Annotated in this window: 19 protein-coding genes; 10 read left to right on the forward strand and 9 right to left on the reverse strand. The window is 62.5% G+C overall.

The window, feature by feature from the left end; all coding sequences use genetic code 11:
- Both AC1DUU_RS02295 and AC1DUU_RS02300 read right to left on the reverse strand, forming a co-directional pair.
- Positions 1 to 259: ABC transporter substrate-binding protein (locus AC1DUU_RS02295; protein ID WP_476781794.1), on the reverse strand; the 259-nt coding region annotated here is incomplete at its 3' end.
- 149 nt (positions 260 to 408) lie between these two features.
- Entirely contained in the window at positions 409 to 1,536 is a 1,128-nt protein-coding gene (locus tag AC1DUU_RS02300; protein ID WP_476781795.1) for a phospholipase effector Tle1 domain-containing protein, read from the reverse strand.
- Positions 1,537 to 1,746: 210 nt separating this feature from the next.
- On the opposite strand from AC1DUU_RS02300, the gene AC1DUU_RS02305 reads away from it, so the two are divergent.
- Complete coding sequence (locus AC1DUU_RS02305) at positions 1,747 to 2,796, forward strand: aldo/keto reductase (RefSeq protein WP_476781796.1); 1,050 nt, start codon at positions 1,747 to 1,749, stop codon at positions 2,794 to 2,796.
- A gap of 37 nt (positions 2,797 to 2,833) precedes the next feature.
- On the opposite strand, the gene AC1DUU_RS02310 is transcribed toward AC1DUU_RS02305, so the two are convergent.
- Positions 2,834 to 3,106, reverse strand: a complete 273-nt coding sequence (locus AC1DUU_RS02310; RefSeq protein ID WP_476781797.1) for an usg protein — start codon at positions 3,104 to 3,106, stop codon at positions 2,834 to 2,836.
- A 308-nt stretch (positions 3,107 to 3,414) separates the two neighbouring features.
- On the opposite strand from AC1DUU_RS02310, the gene acs reads away from it, so the two are divergent.
- The gene (acs, locus tag AC1DUU_RS02315) at positions 3,415 to 5,370 is read left to right on the forward strand and encodes an acetate--CoA ligase (protein WP_476781798.1); all 1,956 of its coding nucleotides are present in this window, start codon (positions 3,415 to 3,417) and stop codon (positions 5,368 to 5,370) included.
- A gap of 49 nt (positions 5,371 to 5,419) precedes the next feature.
- On the opposite strand, the gene AC1DUU_RS02320 is transcribed toward acs, so the two are convergent.
- The gene (locus tag AC1DUU_RS02320; protein WP_476781799.1) at positions 5,420 to 5,554 is read right to left on the reverse strand and encodes a hypothetical protein; all 135 of its coding nucleotides are present in this window, start codon (positions 5,552 to 5,554) and stop codon (positions 5,420 to 5,422) included.
- 84 nt (positions 5,555 to 5,638) lie between these two features.
- Here AC1DUU_RS02320 and AC1DUU_RS02325 point away from each other — a divergent pair, with 84 nt between their 5' ends.
- Together AC1DUU_RS02325 and AC1DUU_RS02330 are read left to right on the forward strand one after the other, a co-directional pair.
- Entirely contained in the window at positions 5,639 to 6,463 is an 825-nt protein-coding gene (locus tag AC1DUU_RS02325) for a creatininase family protein (RefSeq protein WP_476781800.1), read from the forward strand.
- A 55-nt stretch (positions 6,464 to 6,518) separates the two neighbouring features.
- Positions 6,519 to 8,138, forward strand: a complete 1,620-nt coding sequence (locus tag AC1DUU_RS02330) for an ABC transporter substrate-binding protein (protein ID WP_476781801.1) — start codon at positions 6,519 to 6,521, stop codon at positions 8,136 to 8,138.
- 81 nt (positions 8,139 to 8,219) lie between these two features.
- On the opposite strand, the gene AC1DUU_RS02335 is transcribed toward AC1DUU_RS02330, so the two are convergent.
- A complete protein-coding gene (locus AC1DUU_RS02335) occupies positions 8,220 to 9,485 on the reverse strand; it encodes a class I SAM-dependent methyltransferase (RefSeq protein ID WP_476781802.1) in 1,266 nt (421 codons plus the stop codon).
- Positions 9,486 to 9,637: 152 nt separating this feature from the next.
- On the opposite strand from AC1DUU_RS02335, the gene AC1DUU_RS02340 reads away from it, so the two are divergent.
- Together AC1DUU_RS02340 and AC1DUU_RS02345 are read left to right on the forward strand one after the other, a co-directional pair.
- Positions 9,638 to 10,057, forward strand: coding sequence for a MerR family transcriptional regulator (locus tag AC1DUU_RS02340; protein ID WP_476781817.1), 420 nt, complete (start codon positions 9,638 to 9,640; stop codon positions 10,055 to 10,057).
- Complete coding sequence (locus AC1DUU_RS02345; protein ID WP_476781803.1) at positions 10,005 to 10,400, forward strand: carboxymuconolactone decarboxylase family protein; 396 nt, start codon at positions 10,005 to 10,007, stop codon at positions 10,398 to 10,400. The genes AC1DUU_RS02340 and AC1DUU_RS02345 overlap by 53 nt, the downstream gene beginning before the upstream one ends.
- 312 nt (positions 10,401 to 10,712) lie before the next feature.
- Here the strand turns inward: AC1DUU_RS02345 and AC1DUU_RS02350 are convergent, their stop codons facing one another.
- The 3 genes from AC1DUU_RS02350 to AC1DUU_RS02360 all read right to left on the reverse strand — a co-directional run bounded on the left by AC1DUU_RS02350 (position 10,713) and on the right by AC1DUU_RS02360 (position 11,791).
- Positions 10,713 to 11,171 (reverse strand): thermonuclease family protein, encoded by a 459-nt coding sequence (locus AC1DUU_RS02350; protein ID WP_476781804.1) that lies wholly within the window; start codon positions 11,169 to 11,171, stop codon positions 10,713 to 10,715.
- A gap of 60 nt (positions 11,172 to 11,231) precedes the next feature.
- On the reverse strand, positions 11,232 to 11,501 hold the full coding sequence (locus AC1DUU_RS02355) for a PepSY domain-containing protein (RefSeq protein WP_476781805.1): 270 nt from the start codon (positions 11,499 to 11,501) through the stop codon (positions 11,232 to 11,234).
- Between the two features lie 77 nt (positions 11,502 to 11,578).
- Positions 11,579 to 11,791, reverse strand: a complete 213-nt coding sequence (locus AC1DUU_RS02360) for a DUF1674 domain-containing protein (protein WP_476781806.1) — start codon at positions 11,789 to 11,791, stop codon at positions 11,579 to 11,581.
- A gap of 104 nt (positions 11,792 to 11,895) precedes the next feature.
- Here AC1DUU_RS02360 and htpX point away from each other — a divergent pair, with 104 nt between their 5' ends.
- The 4 genes from htpX (at position 11,896) to purH (ending at position 17,834) form a co-directional block, all read left to right on the forward strand.
- Positions 11,896 to 12,912: a zinc metalloprotease HtpX gene (htpX, locus tag AC1DUU_RS02365; RefSeq protein ID WP_476781807.1), complete on the forward strand. Its 1,017-nt coding sequence runs from the start codon at positions 11,896 to 11,898 to the stop codon at positions 12,910 to 12,912.
- A complete protein-coding gene (locus AC1DUU_RS02370) occupies positions 12,909 to 14,312 on the forward strand; it encodes an RsmB/NOP family class I SAM-dependent RNA methyltransferase (RefSeq protein ID WP_476781808.1) in 1,404 nt (467 codons plus the stop codon). The genes htpX and AC1DUU_RS02370 overlap by 4 nt, the downstream gene beginning before the upstream one ends.
- A 93-nt stretch (positions 14,313 to 14,405) precedes the next feature.
- Positions 14,406 to 16,124, forward strand: a complete 1,719-nt coding sequence (locus tag AC1DUU_RS02375) for a heparinase II/III family protein (protein WP_476781809.1) — start codon at positions 14,406 to 14,408, stop codon at positions 16,122 to 16,124.
- Between the two features lie 93 nt (positions 16,125 to 16,217).
- A complete protein-coding gene (gene purH, locus AC1DUU_RS02380; RefSeq protein WP_476781810.1) occupies positions 16,218 to 17,834 on the forward strand; it encodes a bifunctional phosphoribosylaminoimidazolecarboxamide formyltransferase/IMP cyclohydrolase in 1,617 nt (538 codons plus the stop codon).
- Between the two features lie 34 nt (positions 17,835 to 17,868).
- On the opposite strand, the gene AC1DUU_RS02385 is transcribed toward purH, so the two are convergent.
- Positions 17,869 to 19,248 (reverse strand): MFS transporter, encoded by a 1,380-nt coding sequence (locus AC1DUU_RS02385; protein ID WP_476781811.1) that lies wholly within the window; start codon positions 19,246 to 19,248, stop codon positions 17,869 to 17,871.
- Positions 19,249 to 19,313: the final 65 nt, after the last annotated feature.

A 19,313-nucleotide genomic window follows, 5' to 3' on the forward strand; every position in this document is an offset into this window, starting at 1 on the left:
CCAGCAGGTTGGCTGCCGAAACGCCCTGCTTTGGATCGCCGGCGTCGTCAGCGAGCTTCAGCACGATCTTTTCGCCGAGGATGCCACCCTTTTCGTTAATGGCATCGACGGCAGCCTGGGCGCCGTTCTTGACCTGATCGCCATAGGCGGCGACCGGGCCGGTCAGCGGTGCGACAAGGCCGATGGTGATGTCGGCATGCGCCACGGACGCAAACGCAAGCGATGCGGCAAGTGCGCCCGCAAAGGTTTTCATGTTCATTTTTCTCTCCCTCTAACTCGCCAAGCGTGAAGGGGTTGGCGGAAAGTTCTCATTGCGGAATACCCGTCCTGAACCCGGCCTGCAATCGGCCCAGCCTTCTTGGAGCCTGCATTTGGTTGTGCCAGCGCATCTCGCGACACGCAGTTGCGTCAATAATTGCGTTTCGCGCGCGGATGCTCACTGAGCGGGGGCGGCCGATAAAGGGGCCTGTAATTGTCGAAGCGCGCCTCGATGTCGGGGCAAAGCAGGTCGACATCGACCGCCTTTGCCCGTATCGAACGCTCCCCCGGCAACCAGAATATCCCCAGACCTGTGCGTTCGTCATGCGCCAGACCGAGCACCTTTCCGTCGAGGTCGACTGTCATCGGAAAGTCGAGCCCCGCCAACTCGCGCAGCCTGTCCAGCATCCAGCCTAGGCTGAGCGCGGCGAGACTGTCGTCGTCGTCATATCCGCCGCCAATGTCGGAATGCACGCCTGGAAACCAGCATTCTTCGACCACCTGGCCCGCTGCCCTGCCCCGGGCATCGACGTCATCCCATCGCACCGGAGCAAATGTCTTGCGGTCCTCATCAATCGAAAGCGCGTGCAGGCCGACCGGCACCCGTATCGACAACTCGTTGTCGTGGAACTCCTGCTTGTAGGGATTGACCACATTCATGATGCCCGGCAGGCCGAGCGCCCGCACCGTGTCGAACACGCCGATCACCGTGGGCATCACAGGTGCGGCAGCATATTTGATGCTGAAATAGGCGCCCGCCTTTCGTCGCTCGGCCTTTTCCTTGATCTTGTAGGCTGYGACCGCTTCTTGGGCGATGGCACGGCGCCTTTTGGCGCCGGCACCCTCCTTGTCCCTGGAGATGGGCGAGCCCTTGTCCGCCCGGGCGATGCCGCAGGTTGCCAGCACGCCACCGAGGCAGCGCACAGTGTAGGCGCCACGGCTGAAGCCGAAGAAACCGACCTTCATGCCCGGCTCCCACGCAATCATCAGCGCTTCGTAGCAATCGACGATGTTCGCCGTGATGCCCCAGCCGGTTGCCTTGCTCCAGAGATTGCGCAGCGTGCGCGTCCAATCCCACGTGCCTTGTTCCGGCGCGCCCAGCCCGGCATCGTAGAAGGCGCGGAAGCCTGGCCGGCCATCGACGGCCGAGTACATCTGAAACACATTGGTGTTCTTGATCCGCTGGTCGCCGACTTTTTCGACCTGATCGGCGCGGACGCCGCGTTGACCGGTTCCATCTGAAAAGATCAGAACCCAAGCATCCCCTGACTCAGGCATATCAATTCTCGTTGAGAAGAGCCCACTCCATCAGACTATACTAACATGAGCTGCCGAGGACGCACCCTTGTTTGAGCAGCATTCGACGCAAAACGTGCCGCACCTCTCGGAGGAGGCTGCGCCGCAACAGTTGGCGCCCGATAAGTATTTGACACCGAGCGCATCCGTCCCACATGCCAATGTGTCATCCCAACATCTCGGAGCGGTCGCATGCGCTACAACCAACTCGGAAATACGGGGATGTTCGTCTCCGAAATTTGCCTCGGCACCATGACGTTCGGATCGGCCGGCCAAAACGCCCAATGGGGCAACATCGCCAGCCTCGAACAGGATGGGGTCGACGGTATCGTCCAGCGTTCGCTCGCCGCCGGGGTCAATTTTTTCGACACCGCTGATGTCTATTCGCGCGGACAATCCGAACGCCTGCTTGGCCAGTCGCTGCGCAATCTCGGCGTCAGGCGCCAGGATGTCGTGATCGCCACCAAGGTTCATGGCGTGATGGGCGACGGGCCAAACCATCGCGGCTCCTCGCGCGGCCACATCATGGATGCCATCGATGCCAGCCTCGAACGCCTGCAGACCGACCATATCGACCTCTACCAGTTGCATGGCACCGACACGGTGACGCCCATCGACGAGACGCTGAGGGCGCTCGACGACCTCGTTGCCAGCGRCAAGACGCGCTATGTCGGCGTCTCGAATTGGCAGGCGTGGCGGATCGCCAAGGCGCTGGGCATTTCCGAGAAARGGGGTTTCGCCCGTTTCGAGACCGTGCAGGCCTACTACTCCATCGCCGGCCGCGACCTCGAACGCGAAATCGTGCCCTTGCTCAACGAAGAAAAGCTTGGCCTGATGGTCTGGTCGCCGATGGCCGGAGGCCTGCTCTCCGGCAAATACGGACCTGGCGCACCGGGYAATGGCGAAGGCCGCCGCGCTACCTTCAATTTCCCGCCGGTCAATGAGGAGCGCGCCTGGGCTGCGGTCGCGGTCATGCGCGAGATCGCCAAGAAGCACGACGTCTCGGTTGCGACCGTCGCGCTCGGCTATGTCCTGGCCAAGCCTTTCGTGATGAGCGTCATCATCGGTGCAAGCCGCATGGAGCAGCTCGAGCAGAACCTGGCCTCGACCGAGCTGCGTCTTGATGCGGACGATCTTGCCCGCCTCGATGCGGCCAGCGCTCTGCCTGCCGAGTACCCCGGCTGGATGGTCGAGCGACAGTCGGCAGGCCGGCGTCCGGCCCCGTTCGTGCCCAAGGCGTGATCCACAATGGCAGCGGCGGCCTTTTGGTCGCCGCGTTTCAATGCATCAAAAATTCGCCGTCGACCTTACGCCATTCGTTCGGCGCGATCAGCTTGCGGTGGGTGTAGTGCACCGAATGCAGCGGGCCATCGAGCTTGGCCCGCCAGAATTCGATAAAGCCAAACAGTATCGGGAATTTGGGCGCCAGATCGTAGTCCTGCCAGATGAAAGTCTGCAGCACATGGGGGTGGTCGGGCAGATGGTAGAAGATCTCGGCTGTGGTCAGGCCGTAGCCCTTGAGCATCAGTTCCAGTTCAGAAGCGTCGCGCATCGCAAGCCTTCCGTGTCGAACGGTCCCTCGGCATGAGTCTGCGCCGCGATGGTTAACCGTCTGCTAAAAACAACGAAATCCGAATGCGAAAGTTCCAAGATATCAGCACTTTAGCAGCCGCTTGCCATCATTGCTAATCGTCTTACAACGGCAGCGACATGCCGCTATGCAATGATGCGAGGCAAATCCAATGTCTAATATTGTGGCGCACTGCAAATTGATAATAATGCGCGCCAACGTGCGGCCCAGAGTCGCCGTCCGCCGGCCATCAGGAGCCGCCGGATCGTTTCCGGGAGGAAGGGAAAGAAATGTCCGAAGTCCGTGTCCACCGCGTCCAGCCGGCGTGGAAGAACAATGCGCTCATCGACAATGACACCTACCTGAAATGGTATGGTGACAGCATCAAGAACCCCGACAAGTTCTGGGGCAAGCACGGCAAGCGCATCGACTGGTTCAAGCCCTATACCAAGGTCAAGAACACCTCCTTCGACGGCAAGGTTTCGATCAAGTGGTTCGAGGACGGGCTGACCAACGTCTCCTATAATTGCATCGACCGCCACCTCAAGAAGCGTGGCAACCAGACCGCCATCATCTGGGAGGGCGACAACCCCTACGACGACAAGAAGATCACCTATAACGAGCTTTACGAGCACGTCTGCCGCCTCGCCAATGTGATGAAGAAGCACGGCGTCAAGAAGGGCGACCGCGTCACCATCTACATGCCGATGATCCCTGAGGCGGCCTACGCGATGCTCGCCTGCACGCGCATCGGCGCCATCCACTCGATCGTCTTCGGCGGCTTCTCGCCCGACGCGCTCGCCGGCCGCATCGTTGACTGCGAATCGACCTTCGTCATCACCGCCGATGAAGGCCTTCGCGGCGGCAAGACGATCCCGCTCAAGGAAAACACCGACAGGGCGATCTCGATTGCCGGACGCGAAGGCGTGGTGGTCAAGAATGTGCTCGTGGTTCGCCGCACCGCCGGAAAGATCAGCTGGTACGACGGTCGCGATCTTTGGCATCACGACGAGGTTCGCTCGGTTAAGCCTGAATGCAAGCCCGAGAAGATGAAGGCCGAGGACCCGCTGTTCATCCTCTATACCTCAGGCTCGACCGGCAAGCCCAAGGGCGTACTGCACACGACCGGCGGCTACCTCGTCTACGCCTCGATGACCCACCAGTACGTGTTCGACTACCATGATGGCGACGTCTACTGGTGCACCGCCGATGTCGGCTGGGTCACCGGCCACAGCTACATCGTCTACGGCCCGCTCGCCAATGGCGCGACCACGCTGATGTTCGAAGGCGTGCCGAACTACCCCTCGGCCTCGCGCTTCTGGGACGTCGTCGACAAGCACAAGGTCAACATCTTCTACACCGCCCCCACCGCCATCCGCGCCTTGATGGGTGCTGGCGACGACCATGTGAAAAAGACCTCGCGCAAGAGCCTCCGCGTTCTGGGTTCGGTCGGCGAGCCGATCAATCCGGAAGCCTGGGAGTGGTATTACAACGTCGTCGGCGAAAAGAAGGTGCCGATCGTCGACACCTGGTGGCAGACTGAAACAGGCGGCATCCTGATCACGCCGCTGCCGGGTGCCACCGACCTCAAGCCCGGCTCGGCGACGCGGCCGTTCTTCGGCGTGGTTCCCGAACTTGTCGACAATGAWGGCAAGCTTCTGGAAGGCGCTGCCGACGGCAATCTGTGCATCGCCGATTCCTGGCCGGGCCAGATGCGCACGGTCTATGGCGACCATGAACGCTTCATCCAGACCTACTTCGCTACCTACAAGGGCAAATACTTCACCGGCGACGGCTGCCGCCGCGATGACGACGGCTACTACTGGATCACCGGCCGCGTCGACGACGTCATCAACGTCTCGGGCCATCGCATGGGCACCGCCGAGGTCGAGTCGGCACTTGTCAGCCACGACAAGGTCTCTGAAGCCGCTGTCGTCGGCTATCCGCACGACATAAAGGGCCAGGGCATCTACAGCTACGTCACGCTGATGGCAGGCGTCGAGGCCACCGAGGACCTGCGCAAGGAACTTGTCGCCCATGTCCGCAAGGAGATCGGCGCCATCGCTTCGCCCGACAAGATCCAGTTCTCGCCGGGCCTGCCCAAGACCCGTTCCGGCAAGATCATGCGCCGCATCCTGCGCAAGATCGCCGAAGACGACTTTGGCGCCCTCGGCGACACCTCGACGCTGGCCGATCCGGCCGTCGTCGACGATCTCGTCGCCAACCGCCAGAACAAGCGGGGCTGACCCGCTCATCCCCTCGCGCCGCAATGGCGCGGGGGGATTTCCTTGCTGCTCAGCAGCCGATCTTGGCCAGCACAATCGGCCAGCCGCCCTCATTGCCATCGCCACGCATGATGTCACCTGCCTGCTGCAGCAAGGCGGCGCGCAGCGTTGCGCATGATCCGGCACGCTCCTGAGCTTGGTCCATGCGTTACCCCAGGCTAGCTATTGACCAACTAGGAAAAATATTTTCGTATAGAATAATATTTTTCACATCGAGCTAGGAGGCTTCATGGCCCGGGAAATCGAATGGGCGCGCATGACTGCGCCCGAGTTGCGCGAAATCGCGGCACGTGGAAAYGCCATCGCCATCCTGCCTGTTGGTTCGCTGGAGCAGCACGGCCCTCATCTGCCCGTCATAACGGATACGGCGAGCGCAGAAGCTGCGGCCCGACGTGCTGCGCGCCTGGTGGATGAACAGGTACCCTTGGCGGTGCTGCCTGGCCTTTGGCTTGGCATGAGCGAGCATCATTTGCCTTTCGGCGGCACGATCAGCCTCGACTACACCGCCTATTTCCACGTCCTCAAGTCGATTGTCCGCTCGCTCAAGGCGATCGGTTTTACGCGCCTTCTCATCGTCAATGGCCACGGCGGCAACATCGATCCGCTGGCTATGTCGACCCGCGAACTGGCCGTCGAATACGACATGCCGATCGTCTACACGACGCCATGGTTCCTCGCGCCAGAGGAAACGGCAGCACTGTTTGAATCGGACAACGGCCCAAAGCATGCCTGCGAAGGAGAAGCGTCGGTGATGCTGGCGATCTCGCCCGACACCGTCAAAACCGACAAGTTCGAAGAAGCTTTCAATGCCGAAGCTGGAAAGAACGAGGCGCCGCATGCCGCGCATCGCTTCTATTCGTTTTCCGAACGGGCGCCCAACACCGGCACATGGGGCGTACCTGCCAAGGGCACCGCGGAAAAGGGCGAGCGTTTCCTCGATCTGCAGGCCAGGGAACTCGCCAAATTGATCGTCGACCCGATCCTGTGGACGCAGCCCGATCCGGTCTGGCGGCCAGGCCGCGGGCTCGACACACGAGCCGGGCGCGCCGACTGAGCCAAAGCCCCTATCAACCCCGCTTTGATATCAGAACACCCATAGGGAGAACCTGATGAAGTCCTTGAAACGCAGCTCGGTTCGGGCTGCCATGTATTTTTCCGCTGTGGCCGCTGCCGCCATCCTGCTTGGCGGCCAGGCGTCCGCCAAGACGCTTGTCTATTGTTCGGAGGCTGCACCGGAAGGCTTCGATCCAGCGCTCTACTCGACCAACAGCACCTGGGATGCGTCCTCGAAGCCGATCTATGGCCGGCTGGTCGAATTTGAAAACGGCACGACGAAGCTGCTTCCTGGCCTGGCCGAGAGCTGGACCGTTTCCGACGACATGCTGACCTACACATTCAAGCTTCGTCCCGGCGTGAAATTCCAGACCACCGACTACTTCACGCCGACACGCGACATGAACGCTGACGACGTGGTGTTTTCCTTCGACCGCCAGCGCCTCACCGACAACCCCTGGCACCAGTACGTCACCGGCGCGAACTACGAAATGTATGCCGGCATGGACATGCAATCGACCGTCAAGAACATCTCCAAGGTCGACGACCACACAGTCCAGCTGGTACTCAGCCAGCCGAATGCCTCCATTCTCTCCAACCTTGCGATGGATCTGGGTTCGATCCTGTCCAAGGAATATGCCGACAAGCTCGCTGCTACGGGAACACCGGAAAAGCTGAATTCCGAGCCAATCGGCACCGGGCCGTTTCAGTTTGTCGGCTACCAGCAGGATGCCGCGGTGCGCTTCAAGGCCAACCCGACATATTGGGGAACCAAGCCGAAGCTGGACGAACTCGTTTTCGCCATCACCGCCGATGCCACAACGCGCATGCAGCGCCTGAGAGCTGGCGAATGCCAGGTCGCCGCCTATCCGGCACCCGCTGATGTTCCCAGCCTCAAGGCCGACCCCAACCTGGTGGTCATGGAAAAGCCAGGCCTCAACGTCGCCTACCTCGCCTACAACACCTTGACCCCGCCATTCGACAAGATCGAAGTGCGCAAAGCGCTGAACATGGCTATCGACAAGAAGGCCATCCTGCAGGCGGTGTTCCAGGATCTCGGCGAAGTCGCCAAGAACCCGATCCCGCCGGCGATGTCGGGATACAACGATGCTGTCGTCGACGACCCTTACGATCCGGTCGCTGCCAAGAAGATGCTCGACGACGCAGGCGTCAAAGACTTGAAGATGAAAGTCTGGGCCATGCCGGTCAGCCGGCCCTACATGCCCAACGCGCGTCGCGTCGCCGAACTGATCCAGGCCGACTTCCAGAAGGTCGGCGTCAGCGTCGAAGTCGTGTCTTATGAATGGGCCGAATATCTGAAGCGTGCCCGCGACAAGGAACGTGACGGCGCAATCATCCTGGGCGGCACCAGCGACAATGGCGACCCAGACAACCTGCTGTCTTATTTCTTCTCCTGCGCCGGCGTTGGCGGCTCAAACTTTGCCAACTGGTGCCACCAGCCCTTCGAAGACCTCCTGCAAAAGGCCCGCACGACGGTCGATCCGGCCGAGCGCGCCAAGCTCTACGAGCAGGCTCAGTTGATCTTCAAGGAGCAGGCGCCCTGGGCGACACTCGATCACTCGACCGTCTCCTTGCCGATGTCCAAGAAGGTCACCGGTTACGTGATGGACCCGCTGGGATCGCATCGCTTCGAGACCGTCGATCTGGCCAAATAGCGGGATAGACGACCCCGGCCTTTGGCCTAAAACCCCTCGCGTCCCAAGGCGCGAGGGGTTTGTATCGCTCGCTGGCTGGCTTCAGCGATATAGATCCGCCCGCGTCGGCGGCAAGCCGCTCGGCCCACGCGCCCGTTTGGTGACGACGGTCTGGAAAATCTGCGTCGAACCGCGTTCGAAAGTCACCGAGCAGCCAGTCAGATACAGCAGCCAAAGGCGTGCCCTGGCCTCGCCGACCTCGGCGATCGCCTCGTCGAAGCGCGCATGCAGGCGCTCGGCCCACAGGCGGCACGTTTGCGCATAGTGCTCCCTGAGGTTCTCGGCATCGTAGACGAGGAAACCATGGGCCTCGAGATTGCCGAGGGTCATGCCGATCGTGTCGAGTTCGCCGCCGGGAAAGATGTATTTGACCAGCGCCTTGAATTCCGCCCCCTTGTGCAGCGTCTTTTTCAAGCTGCCTTTGCTGCGCTTGGTGATGGCGTGATGCAGGTAGATGCCGCCCGGTTTGAGCAGGCGATGCACGGCCGAAAAATAGGCATCGTGATTGGCAAGGCCCAGATGCTCGAACATGCCGATCGACGATATCTTGTCGAACGAGCCGGAAAGCTCGGTGTAGGATTTGATCTCGATGGTGATGCGATCTTCCAGCCCCTCGGCGCGGATGCGCTCGCGGGCCAGTGCGGTCTGCGCTTCCGATAGCGAGACGCCGTGGCCGACAACGCCGTAATGTTTGGCGGCATGGATGAGCATCGCTCCCCAGCCGCAGCCAATGTCGAGCAATCTCTCGCCTGGCTTCAGCCGAAGCTTGCGGCAGATATGGTCGAGCTTGTCGGCTTGCGCCTGGTCAATGCTGTTGGCGAAATCCGTGAAATAGCCGCAGCTATAGACCATGCGCTCGTCGAGGAAGAGCCGGTAGAAGGCGTTGGAAATGTCGTAGTGGTGCTGGATCGCCTCCTTGCTTGAGCCGCTGACGTAGGGATTGCGTCCGGCAAGCCCTGCTTGCGCCGCCATCTGTTTTCGCGAAAACAGCACGGCCGGCAGGTCGCGCAGGATCGCAAGCTTCGGCAGGGACTTGAGCTTGGTCTTCAGCTTGCCCGACGGCAGCGCGTAGAAATCGAACAGCGATCCGTCTTCCACGTCGATCGTCTTGGCAATCCACATCTCGATCAGCGTCGACAGCGAGGGGCGGCGGATGACCTGCCAGACGATGTCCTGATCGTTGATGGCGAGCACCGGACCAGTGGCGGGGCCGATCCGCTCTCCGGTCCACAACCTGACCGCAAATCCCGGATCCAGGCTTTCGACAACGGTTCGCACGATCCGCGCCGCTTTGTCTGCTGCATCCATTCCCGCCCCCAGTGCACTTAACGACAACGTGGTCCAGAACTCGATGTTGACCAATTGGCCGGCCGTTCGCAACCCACTTGTCAAAATGGCCTTGACTTAGAGTGCACTCGAACTCCTAGCCTTGCGAGCGTCGTAACGAGACAAGGTTGACCATGAAGATCGGCGAACTCGCAAGGCGCTCGGGCCTGACCGCCTACACGATCCGCTACTACGAGCAGATCGGCCTGTTGCCTGTGCCCGACAAGGATGCGTCGGGGCAGCGAGACTATGACGTCTCGATCCTTACCTGGATCGAATTTCTCGGCCGCCTCAAGGCAACCGGCATGCCGATCCGCGAGATGCTGCGCTACGCCGCTCTTCGCCAACAAGGTGCGAGCACCGACGCCGAGCGCCGCGCCTTGCTTGTGGCACACCGAAAAAAGGTGGCGGCCCATGTCACCGATCTTCAGGCCAACCTCCTCGTCCTCGACGCCAAGATATCAGGCTACGCCGACGCTGAAAAAAGGATCGAGACGCAAAATGACCAATCAGATCGAAAGCCGCTTCGAGCGGGGCGCACGCGCACTCTCTGAAATCGACGGCGAGGGCGGCCGCAGGGTCGTCGACTCGCTCGCCGACATCGCGCCCGATTTCGCCCGCTACCTGATCGAATTTCCGTTCGGCGACATCTATTCGCGCCCCGGCCTCGACCTCAGGTCGCGCGAAATCGCAACGATCGCCGCGCTGACCGCGCTCGGCAACGCTGCCCCGCAGCTCAAGGTGCACATCCAGGCCGGGCTGAATGTCGGCCTCAGCCGCGATGAAATCACCGAGGTCATCATGCAGATGGCGGTCTATGCGGGTTTCCCGGCAGCACTCAACGGCCTGTTCGCGGCCAAGGACGTGTTTCAGGCACAGCACACAGTGGCGGCATAAATACGTACGTGGTGCATAGTGCGATGGTCGTACTTGTCAAAAGGCTGGAAAGACCCCACTTTGCTATTCGTGTTCAACGAACTGAAAGGAGGTGATCCGATGTCGAGTGATTTCGTTTTCCAGAACGTGGCCTCAGCGGATTGCCCTTTCGGGAAGCAGTCTTCCCGTTAAGGCGCGAGATGCGCGGCTGGTGACTCAAATCAGCCTGAGCCGCGCCATGGACGGAAACACGGAGGCCGCTCCCTGCAAGGGGAGCGGCCTTTCCTTTGGCAGGCTCATTCCCTCGCCTCTCAATCTCAGTGGTGGCGATCGCTACCCGCACCAGCCCGCACGCTTGCCGCCGCCATAGGCGCGTACCAGCCCGTCCTCGATCATGGTCGCAGCGATTGCCTCTCCGGCCTCGGTGCTGACGTCGGCCAGCACGCGGCCGTAATATTTTGCACCACCTATGTTCGACAAGGATACTGGGCCGTCGGCGACGAGCCGGGCCAAGGCTGCACGTGCAGTATCGGCGGCCTCGCGTTCCGCCCGGCATCGCGCCTTCATCTCAGGCGCATCAATGCCGCGGATGCGGATGTTGACCCGCAACGTCTGGCCAGGCCAGATCTCGGCGTCGGCCAGGAACGTGTCTCCGTCGAGCACCTCGACAACACGCGCGGACACTGGCCCGACGAAATTGTCGCGCCGCTTGGCTTCCACAGCAGATGGCAAACAGAGGCTTGCGAACACCGCCGCAAATGCCGCCACAACCTTGAAGGGACTCGAATCCATTCAAGGTATTTATTCCTATTCTGGACAATACGCAATCTCCGAACCCAGAGTCTTGCTAGCCTACAGCCTCGGCTCGCCGCTGACCGGGTCGATCTTGATCTCCACCCTGGCCTTGTCGAATGTGTAATAGACCACGTCGTAGTAGCCTTCGCTCTCCCACTCGATCTCGGAGATGTAGCGGAACTGGTCGCGCTTTTCGATCTTGGCGATGATTTCGGAGAGCTTGAGCGATTTTTCCGGCGGTGTCGCCGGCTCTTTGGTCTGAGCCTGCGCCGGCAGGGCTCCCAGCAGGGATGCAAACAACAGTCCTGCAATCACCGATTTCGTCATGGTCGCTCCTTCTGCAAATCCGAGCCAAATCGATCCCGCCACCCGCTGCTCGGACAAGCAATCGCAGGATAGGCGCCTCAAAAATCGCTGGTCAGGCCCTTGATTTCCCAGTCGCCATAGCGCCCGGGCTCCTTGCCGCCACGACCGCCAATCTCGCGGGGGAGCTTCGCCTGCTCAGCCTCATAGGCCTCGCGCCGCGCCTCGGCTTCCGCCAATGCGCGCTTGGCAGCCGGCGAAAGCTCCTTTGGTGCGGGTGTCTCCAGCTCGGTTTGCTGTGTGACGTCGTTCATGGGATTCCTCGGAAATGATTGAAACGCACCCTCGTCTCTCCCATCATATAGCGAAGCGTGGCACGGGGATCGACCCTGGCGCAAGGAAAAGGACGGAGTAAACGATGAACATGATGCGGACGGCGATGCTTCTGGCGACCATGACGGCACTGTTCATGGGCGTCGGCTACCTGATCGGCGGTACCGGCGGCATGACCATCGCTTTCTTGATGGCGGCAGGCATGAACCTGTTCAGCTACTGGAACTCCGACAAGATGGTTCTGCGCATGAACCACGCCGTCGAGGTCGATGAGCGCAACGCACCCGAATATTACGCCATAGTGCGCGGCCTTGCCGCCAATGCCGACCTGCCGATGCCCAAGGTCTACCTGATCGACAGCCCGCAGCCCAACGCCTTTGCCACCGGCCGCAATCCGCAAAATGCCGCCGTCGCCGCCTCCACCGGTCTGTTGCAGCGCCTCAGCCACGAAGAGGTCGCAGCCGTCATGGCGCACGAACTGGCCCACATCGAAAACCGCGACACGCTGATCATGACGATCACCGCGACTCTTGCCGGCGCGATCTCGATGCTCGGCAACTTCGCCTTCTTCTTCGGCGGCAACCGCGACAACAACAATCCGCTGGGCTTCATCGGCGTGCTCGTGGCGATGATCGTCGCACCTTTCGCTGCCATGCTGGTGCAGATGGCGATCAGCCGGACGCGCGAATATTCAGCCGATCGGCGCGGCGCCGAGATCTGCGGCAATCCGCTCTGGCTCGCTTCCGCCCTTGACAAGATCGCCCGCAACGTCGAACGCATCCACAACCCCGAAGCCGAGCGCAATCCAGCCATGGCTCCCCTCTTCATCATCAATCCTCTATCCGGCGAGCGCATGGACAATCTTTTTTCGACCCACCCCAACACCGAAAACCGCATCGCCGCCCTGCAGGCGATGGCGAATGAGGGTGTCGGTCGTTCGGCCCCGCGCACGGCACAGCAGCCGACAGCGCAGCGTACCGCACCTTCGAGCCAGCAAGGTCCCTGGGGCGGACGTCCTGCCGATCAGCAGGAACCCGAGAAGCCGCGTCCGGCTGGCCCCTGGGGACGCAACCCGTCCGGGCCGAAAGGCCCCAGGTCGTGAGCGCCGATCAGCGCGACGAAAAGCGAAACCGCGCACGCAACACTGACAACAAGGGCAACCGGCCGTCTGTCGTTCCTGACGTTCCCGGCATCGCCGCGCGCATGGCGGCGGCCCGCCTGCTTGCCGCGACCATCGACGCCAAGACACCGCTCGACGGCCTGACCGACCACGAACATGGCCACCCGCAATTCCGCGCACTCGATATGCGCGACCGTTCGCTGGTCCGCGCGATCCTGGCCACGGCCCTTCGCCATCGTGTCACCATCGGCAAGCTGATCTCGCGCCGGCTGGAAAAGCCGCTGCCGGCCAATGCAACGGTGCTCTCCCATATCCTGCATGTTGCGGCGGCTCAGATCCTGTTCCTCGACATTCCAGACAGCGCTGCCGTGGACCTTGCCGTCACCCACGCCAAGGCCGACCCACGCACCGTGCGTTTCTCCGGTCTGGTCAACGGTGTGCTGCGCACCCTTGCGCGCGCCAAGGCTGCCGAACTGCCTGAGATGCTGGCCACGACAAACGACGCACCCGACTGGTTCGTCGAGCGCCTGACCGCCGCCTACGGTGCCGAGCAGGCAAAACAGATCCTCGCCGCCCACCGCATCGAGGCACCTGTCGATTTCACCGCCAAATCCGACCCCGCCAAATGGGCTGAGCAGTTGGGCGGCACCGTGCTGCCCACCGGTTCGATACGCATCGAGCGCTTGGCCGGTCCTGTCGCCGAACTGCCCGGCTTCTCCGAGGGCGCCTGGTGGGTCCAGGACGCCGCCGCAGCTTTGCCCGCTCGGCTGTTCGGTGACGTCAGCGGCCAGCGCGTCGCCGACCTTTGCGCCGCACCCGGCGGCAAGACCGCCCAGCTCGTGCTCACGGGCGCCAAGGTCACCGCCGTCGAGGCATCCAAGAGCCGCCTCGCTCGCCTGACCGGCAATCTCGAACGTCTCGGCCTCGACGCCGACAAGGTCAACGCCGATATCCTCGTCTATGAGCCCGAACAACTGTTCGATGCCGCGCTGCTCGACGCACCCTGCTCGTCGACCGGTACAGTGCGCCGCCACCCCGACGTGTTGTGGACCAAGTCGCCGGCCGACATCACCAAGCTCGCCGGCGTCCAGCGCGCCCTGCTCGACGCAACGCTGAAGCTGGTCAAGCCGGGCGGCAGGATCGTCTTTTCCAACTGCTCGCTCGATCCCGAGGAAGGCGAGGCACTCATCGCCGGCTTCCTCGCTGATCACAAGGGCAAGGTCGAACTCGACCCGATTCGCGTAGGCGAGGTCGCGGGCATCGACGATTTCGTCACCGCTACAGGCTTTTTGCGTACCACGCCGGCGGGCCTTGATCTCGGCAATCCGGCCATCTCCGGTCTAGACGGTTTCTTTGCCGCGCGGTTCCGTCGTCTCACCTGAGGCGACGAACCGGTGTTTACGAAAAATTCACCCTCGCGCCCGCCATTGAAACAACCTAATTTGACCACGACGTAGGTTGCGTCAGGAGGGTTCTTGTCAATCGCGGCGGACAACACGACGCGCCTTTGGGCACTCGTCGCCAAGGAGTTTTGGCGTAAGGCGCGCCGGCGCCTGCGCGCCGGTCCAGCCTATCGCTGGCGCTACTCCGGGCGCACGCCCGAGCGCGTGCTGATCGCCCCGCCCGACCTGCGCCTTGCCGATCCCCAGATCGCGCTCGAAATCTACTATGGCCGCTTTCCGCTGTCGGGCCATCTTGTCGAGACCGGCGGCCAGTCGCCATTCCTCGTCGATGTTCCCAATCGCGGCTGGCAGCGCAGCCTGCATGGCTTTCGCTGGTTGCGGCACATGCGCGCCGCCGGCACCGAACTTGCCGCAGCGAACGCCCGCGCGTTGGTTTCCGACTGGATCGCCATGCACGGCAACCGCATCTCCGGCACGGCCTGGGAGCCAGCGACCACCGCCAAACGCGTCATCGCCTGGTTGCAGCATTCCTCGGTGGTGCTGCAGGGTGCCGAATTCGCCTTCTACCGTGCTTTCCTCCGCTCGCTGGCGATGCAGATCCGCTATCTCAGGTCGATGGTGCGCGAAATGCCGGCTGGCAAGGACCGTCTCAGGGCGCGCATCGCGCTCGCCTTTGCCGCCCTCTCCCTGCCCGCGCCCGTTTCCGCGCTGCGCTCGGCGACCCGCAATCTCGCCGACGAGCTCGACCGCCAGATCCTGCCCGACGGCGGACATGTCTCGCGCAACCCGATGGCGGTGCTGGAAATCCTCGCCGACCTCCTGCCGCTGCGCCACACCTATGCCAACCAGGCCGAACAGCCCCCCCTGGCCCTGATCAATGCGGTCGAGCGCATGTTGCCGGCGCTGCGCTTCTTCCGCCACCAGGACGGCAGCCTTGCCCGCTTCAACGGCATGGGCGCCACCATCCACGACCGCATCGCCGCGATCCTGCGCCATGACGACACCGCCGGCGCACCGCCCTTGCATGCCACCCATTCCGGCTACGAGCGCCTGGCCATGGGCGGAACGACTGTCATTGCCGACACGGGCACGGCACCTCCCATCGAGGTGTCGAACTATGCCCACGCCGGCTGCCTGGCCTTCGAGATGTCGTCGGGCCGCCAGCACTACATCGTCAATGCCGGCGTCGACACCTATGGCCTGGCCGAACTCAAGCCCCTGGCGCGCGCCACAGCCGCCCACTCCACTGTCACCATCAACGACACATCGTCGGCAAGCTTCGCCCATTCGCAGCGCATCAGCGGCCTGCTCGGCAGCCCGCTTTTCGGCGGACCGAAGTCGGTGCCATCGCAACGGACCGACAAGCCCGGCATCCACGGCTTTACGGCCCGCCACGACGGCTACGCCCAGCGATTCGGCCTCCACCACGAGCGCGAACTGAGCCTCGCGGCAGGAGGCAGCATCCTGTCGGGCTGCGACCGCATCCTTCGCGCCGGCAACACGCCGATCAAGAAAGGCCGCGACCTCGTCACGGTTCGTTTCCATGTCCATCCCGACGTCCAGCTGTTTCGCGACCAGAAGGAACGGCTGGTGCTGACCGGCCCGGATATCGACACCTGGGTCTTCATCTCGCCCGACATTCCAGCCGAGGTCGAGGAATCGATCTATTTCGCCGGTCTCGGCGGACCGCGCCGCTCGCGCCAGATCGTGCTGTCCTTCAAGGCATCGGAAATCTCCGAGGTGCACTGGCAGTTCTCGCGCACACGCATCATCAGCCGCCTCGAAAACTGATTGAAGGGCGCTGCGCGCCTTGATTTTGAGGCCTCATATGGTACGCCGCCCGCAAGCTGCATCTCCCACCTTGCCGTGAAAGGCCCACACCCCATGGCCGTCATTTCCAAGAAGATCCCCGCGCCCGATCTCGTGCCGATCCGCCGCGCTTTGCTGTCGGTCTCCGACAAGACCGGCCTGATCGGTTTCGCCCAAAGCCTTGCCAATGTCGGTGTCGAGCTCGTCTCCACGGGCGGCACGGCCAAGTCCATCGCCGCCGAAGGCATCGCTGTCCGCGACGTTTCCGAGCTGACCGGCTTTCCCGAGATCATGGACGGCCGCGTCAAGACGCTGCATCCCTCGGTCCATGGCGCACTTCTCGCCGTCCGCGACGACCCAGAGCACATAGCGGCCATGTCCGAACACGGCATCCAGCCGATCGACCTGGTCGTGGTCAACCTCTATCCCTTCGAGGAAGTGCGCAATTCCGGTGCGCATTACGCCTCGATCGTAGAGAACATCGACATTGGCGGTCCGGCCATGGTCCGCGCCTCGGCCAAGAACCACGCCTATGTCGCCATCGTCACTGACCCGGCCGACTATAAGGACGTGCTCGACTCCATCGTCGCCAACAATGGCTGCCTGTCCTACGAGTTCCGCAAGAAGCTCGCCGCCAAAGCCTTTGCGCGCACTGCCGCCTACGACGCGGCGATCTCGGGCTGGTTCGCCGAAGCGCTTGAGATCGAAACGCCCGACTGGCGCGCCTTCGGCGGCAAGCTTGCGAGCGTCATGCGTTATGGCGAAAACCCGCACCAGTCCGCCGGCTTCTATCTGACCGGCGACAAGCGCCCCGGCGTTGCCACCGCGACCCAATTGCAGGGCAAGCAGCTCTCCTACAACAACATCAACGACACCGATGCCGCGTTCGAACTCGTCGGCGAATTCGATCCCGTCCGCACTGCTGCTGTCGCCATCATCAAGCACGCCAATCCGTGCGGCGTCGCCGAAGGCGCAACCCTCGTCGAGGCCTATGCCAAGGCGCTCGCCTGCGATCCTGTCTCGGCCTTTGGCGGCATCGTCGCGCTCAACCGCATCCTCGACGCCGAGGCCGCCGAAGAGATCGTCAAGATCTTCACCGAAGTCATCATCGCGCCGGACGCCACGCCTGAGGCGCAGGCCATTATCGCCGCCAAGAAGAACCTGCGCCTGCTTGTCACCGGCGGCCTGCCCGATCCGGATCGCGCTGGCGTGGCCGTCAAGTCGGTGGCCGGTGGCCTGCTCGTCCAGTCGCGCGACAACGCTGTCGTCGACGCGCTTGAACTCCAGGTGGTGACCAAGCGCCAGCCGACCCAGCGCGAGCTGGAAGACCTGAAGTTTGCCTTCCGTGTCGCCAAGCACGTCAAGTCGAACGCCATCGTCTATGCCCGCGACCTCGCCACCGTCGGCGTCGGTGCTGGCCAGATGAGCCGCGTCGATTCGGCCCGTATCGCCGCCCGCAAGGCGCTCGATGCAGCTGAAGCCGCCGGCCTGGCCGTGCCGCTGACCAAGGGCTCGGTCGTTGCTTCCGACGCCTTCTTCCCCTTCGCCGACGGTCTGTTGTCGGCGGTCGAGGCAGGCGCCACCGCCGTCATACAGCCAGGCGGATCGATGCGTGACGACGACGTCATATCAGCTGCCGACGAGCACGGCATCGCCATGGTCTTCACCGGCGTCAGGCATTTCCGGCACTGAGATTTTTACCCTCCCCTTGTGAGAGGGTAAAAAGCTACTTCACCTCGTCAGCCGGATAGGGCGTGCGCAAAAGCATGGCCAGCCCGACGGCGAAGAAGATGATGATCGTCGCCATGCCAAGGCGTGGCGAGCTGCTCAATGCGGTGACTGTAGCGACCGTAAAGGGTGCGACGAAGCTCGTCGCCCTGCCGGACAGCGCGTAGAGCCCGAAATAGCGCCCGGCTTCGTCTGCTGAAACGCTGCGCGCCATGTAGGAGCGCGACGACGCCTGCACCGGCCCAAAGGCGATGCCGACCAGCAGACCGAAAGCGATGTAGGCCTTTTCTGCCGGCGTTCCAAACAGTCCACCGGTATCAGTGCCCGGCATCTGCCACAGGCCGAAGAGCGTATAGCCGGGCCCTGTCGAGACGATGCCGATGGTGGCGATCGTCAAAAGCACCAGCGAAACGACCACCACGACCTTGGAACCAAAGCTCGTATCGAGCCGGCTGGCGACGAGGCAGCCGAAGATGGCGATGACGTTCAAGATGATGCCGTAGATGCCGATCTCGGTGATCGACCAGCCGAACATCGCCGCGGCAAAGGCACCGCCAAGGCCCAGCAGCGCGTTGACGCCGTCCTGGTAGATCATGCGGGCAACGAGGAAGCGGAAGATGCCGGTGCGCTGGCGCACTTCGCCCAGCGTCGCCTTGAGCTCGCTGAGACCCAAGCGCACGGCTGGGCGGATGGCGATGCCTTTGCCGCTGTCGGGCGTGAAGAAGAACATCGGCAGGATGAAGATGAAATACCACACCGCTGAAATCGGGCCCGTCGCGCGGGCGTCCTCGCCGAGCGCGGGGTCGAGGCCGAACACCGGTGCAGCGCCGATGATGGTCTTGCCGGTTTCAGGCGATGCCGCCATGAAGGCGACGACGAAGATCAGCACGATCATGCCGCCGAGATAGCCCAGCCCCCAGGCGATGTTGGAGACCTTGCCGATTTCGTCTTTCGACACCAGGCGCGGCATCATCGAATCGTTGAACACGATCGAGAACTCCGCCGCCACCGAAGCGAGCGAAAACAGCAGCACCACCGGCACCAGCGGCGAGCCGGGAGCCGCATACCAGAGCAGGCACAGGCTGGAAATCTTGATCGCCGAAAAGAAGGCGATCCACGGCTTGCGCGGGCCGGTCTGGTCGGCGATCGAGCCGAGCACCGGCGACAATATGGCGATGACGAAGCCTGCGGCGGCGATGCCATAGCCCCAGGCCGCCTGCCCCATGGCCGGGTCTGTCGCCATGCGCGCGACGAAGTAGGGACCGAAGATGAAAGTGGTGACCACGGTGAAAAAGGGCTGCGCTGCCCAGTCGAAGAACATCCAGCCCCAGACGCCGCGCCGCGACGTGCGTTGAACCACCATCGTATCAGCCATCATCCCTCCGGCCACGCCGCATCAGCGTGGCTTGGAGCTATAGCGCAGTTCGTTCGTCCAATCTTCCG

The sequence above is a fragment of the Aminobacter sp. P4_H6_2 genome (assembly GCF_056400805.1).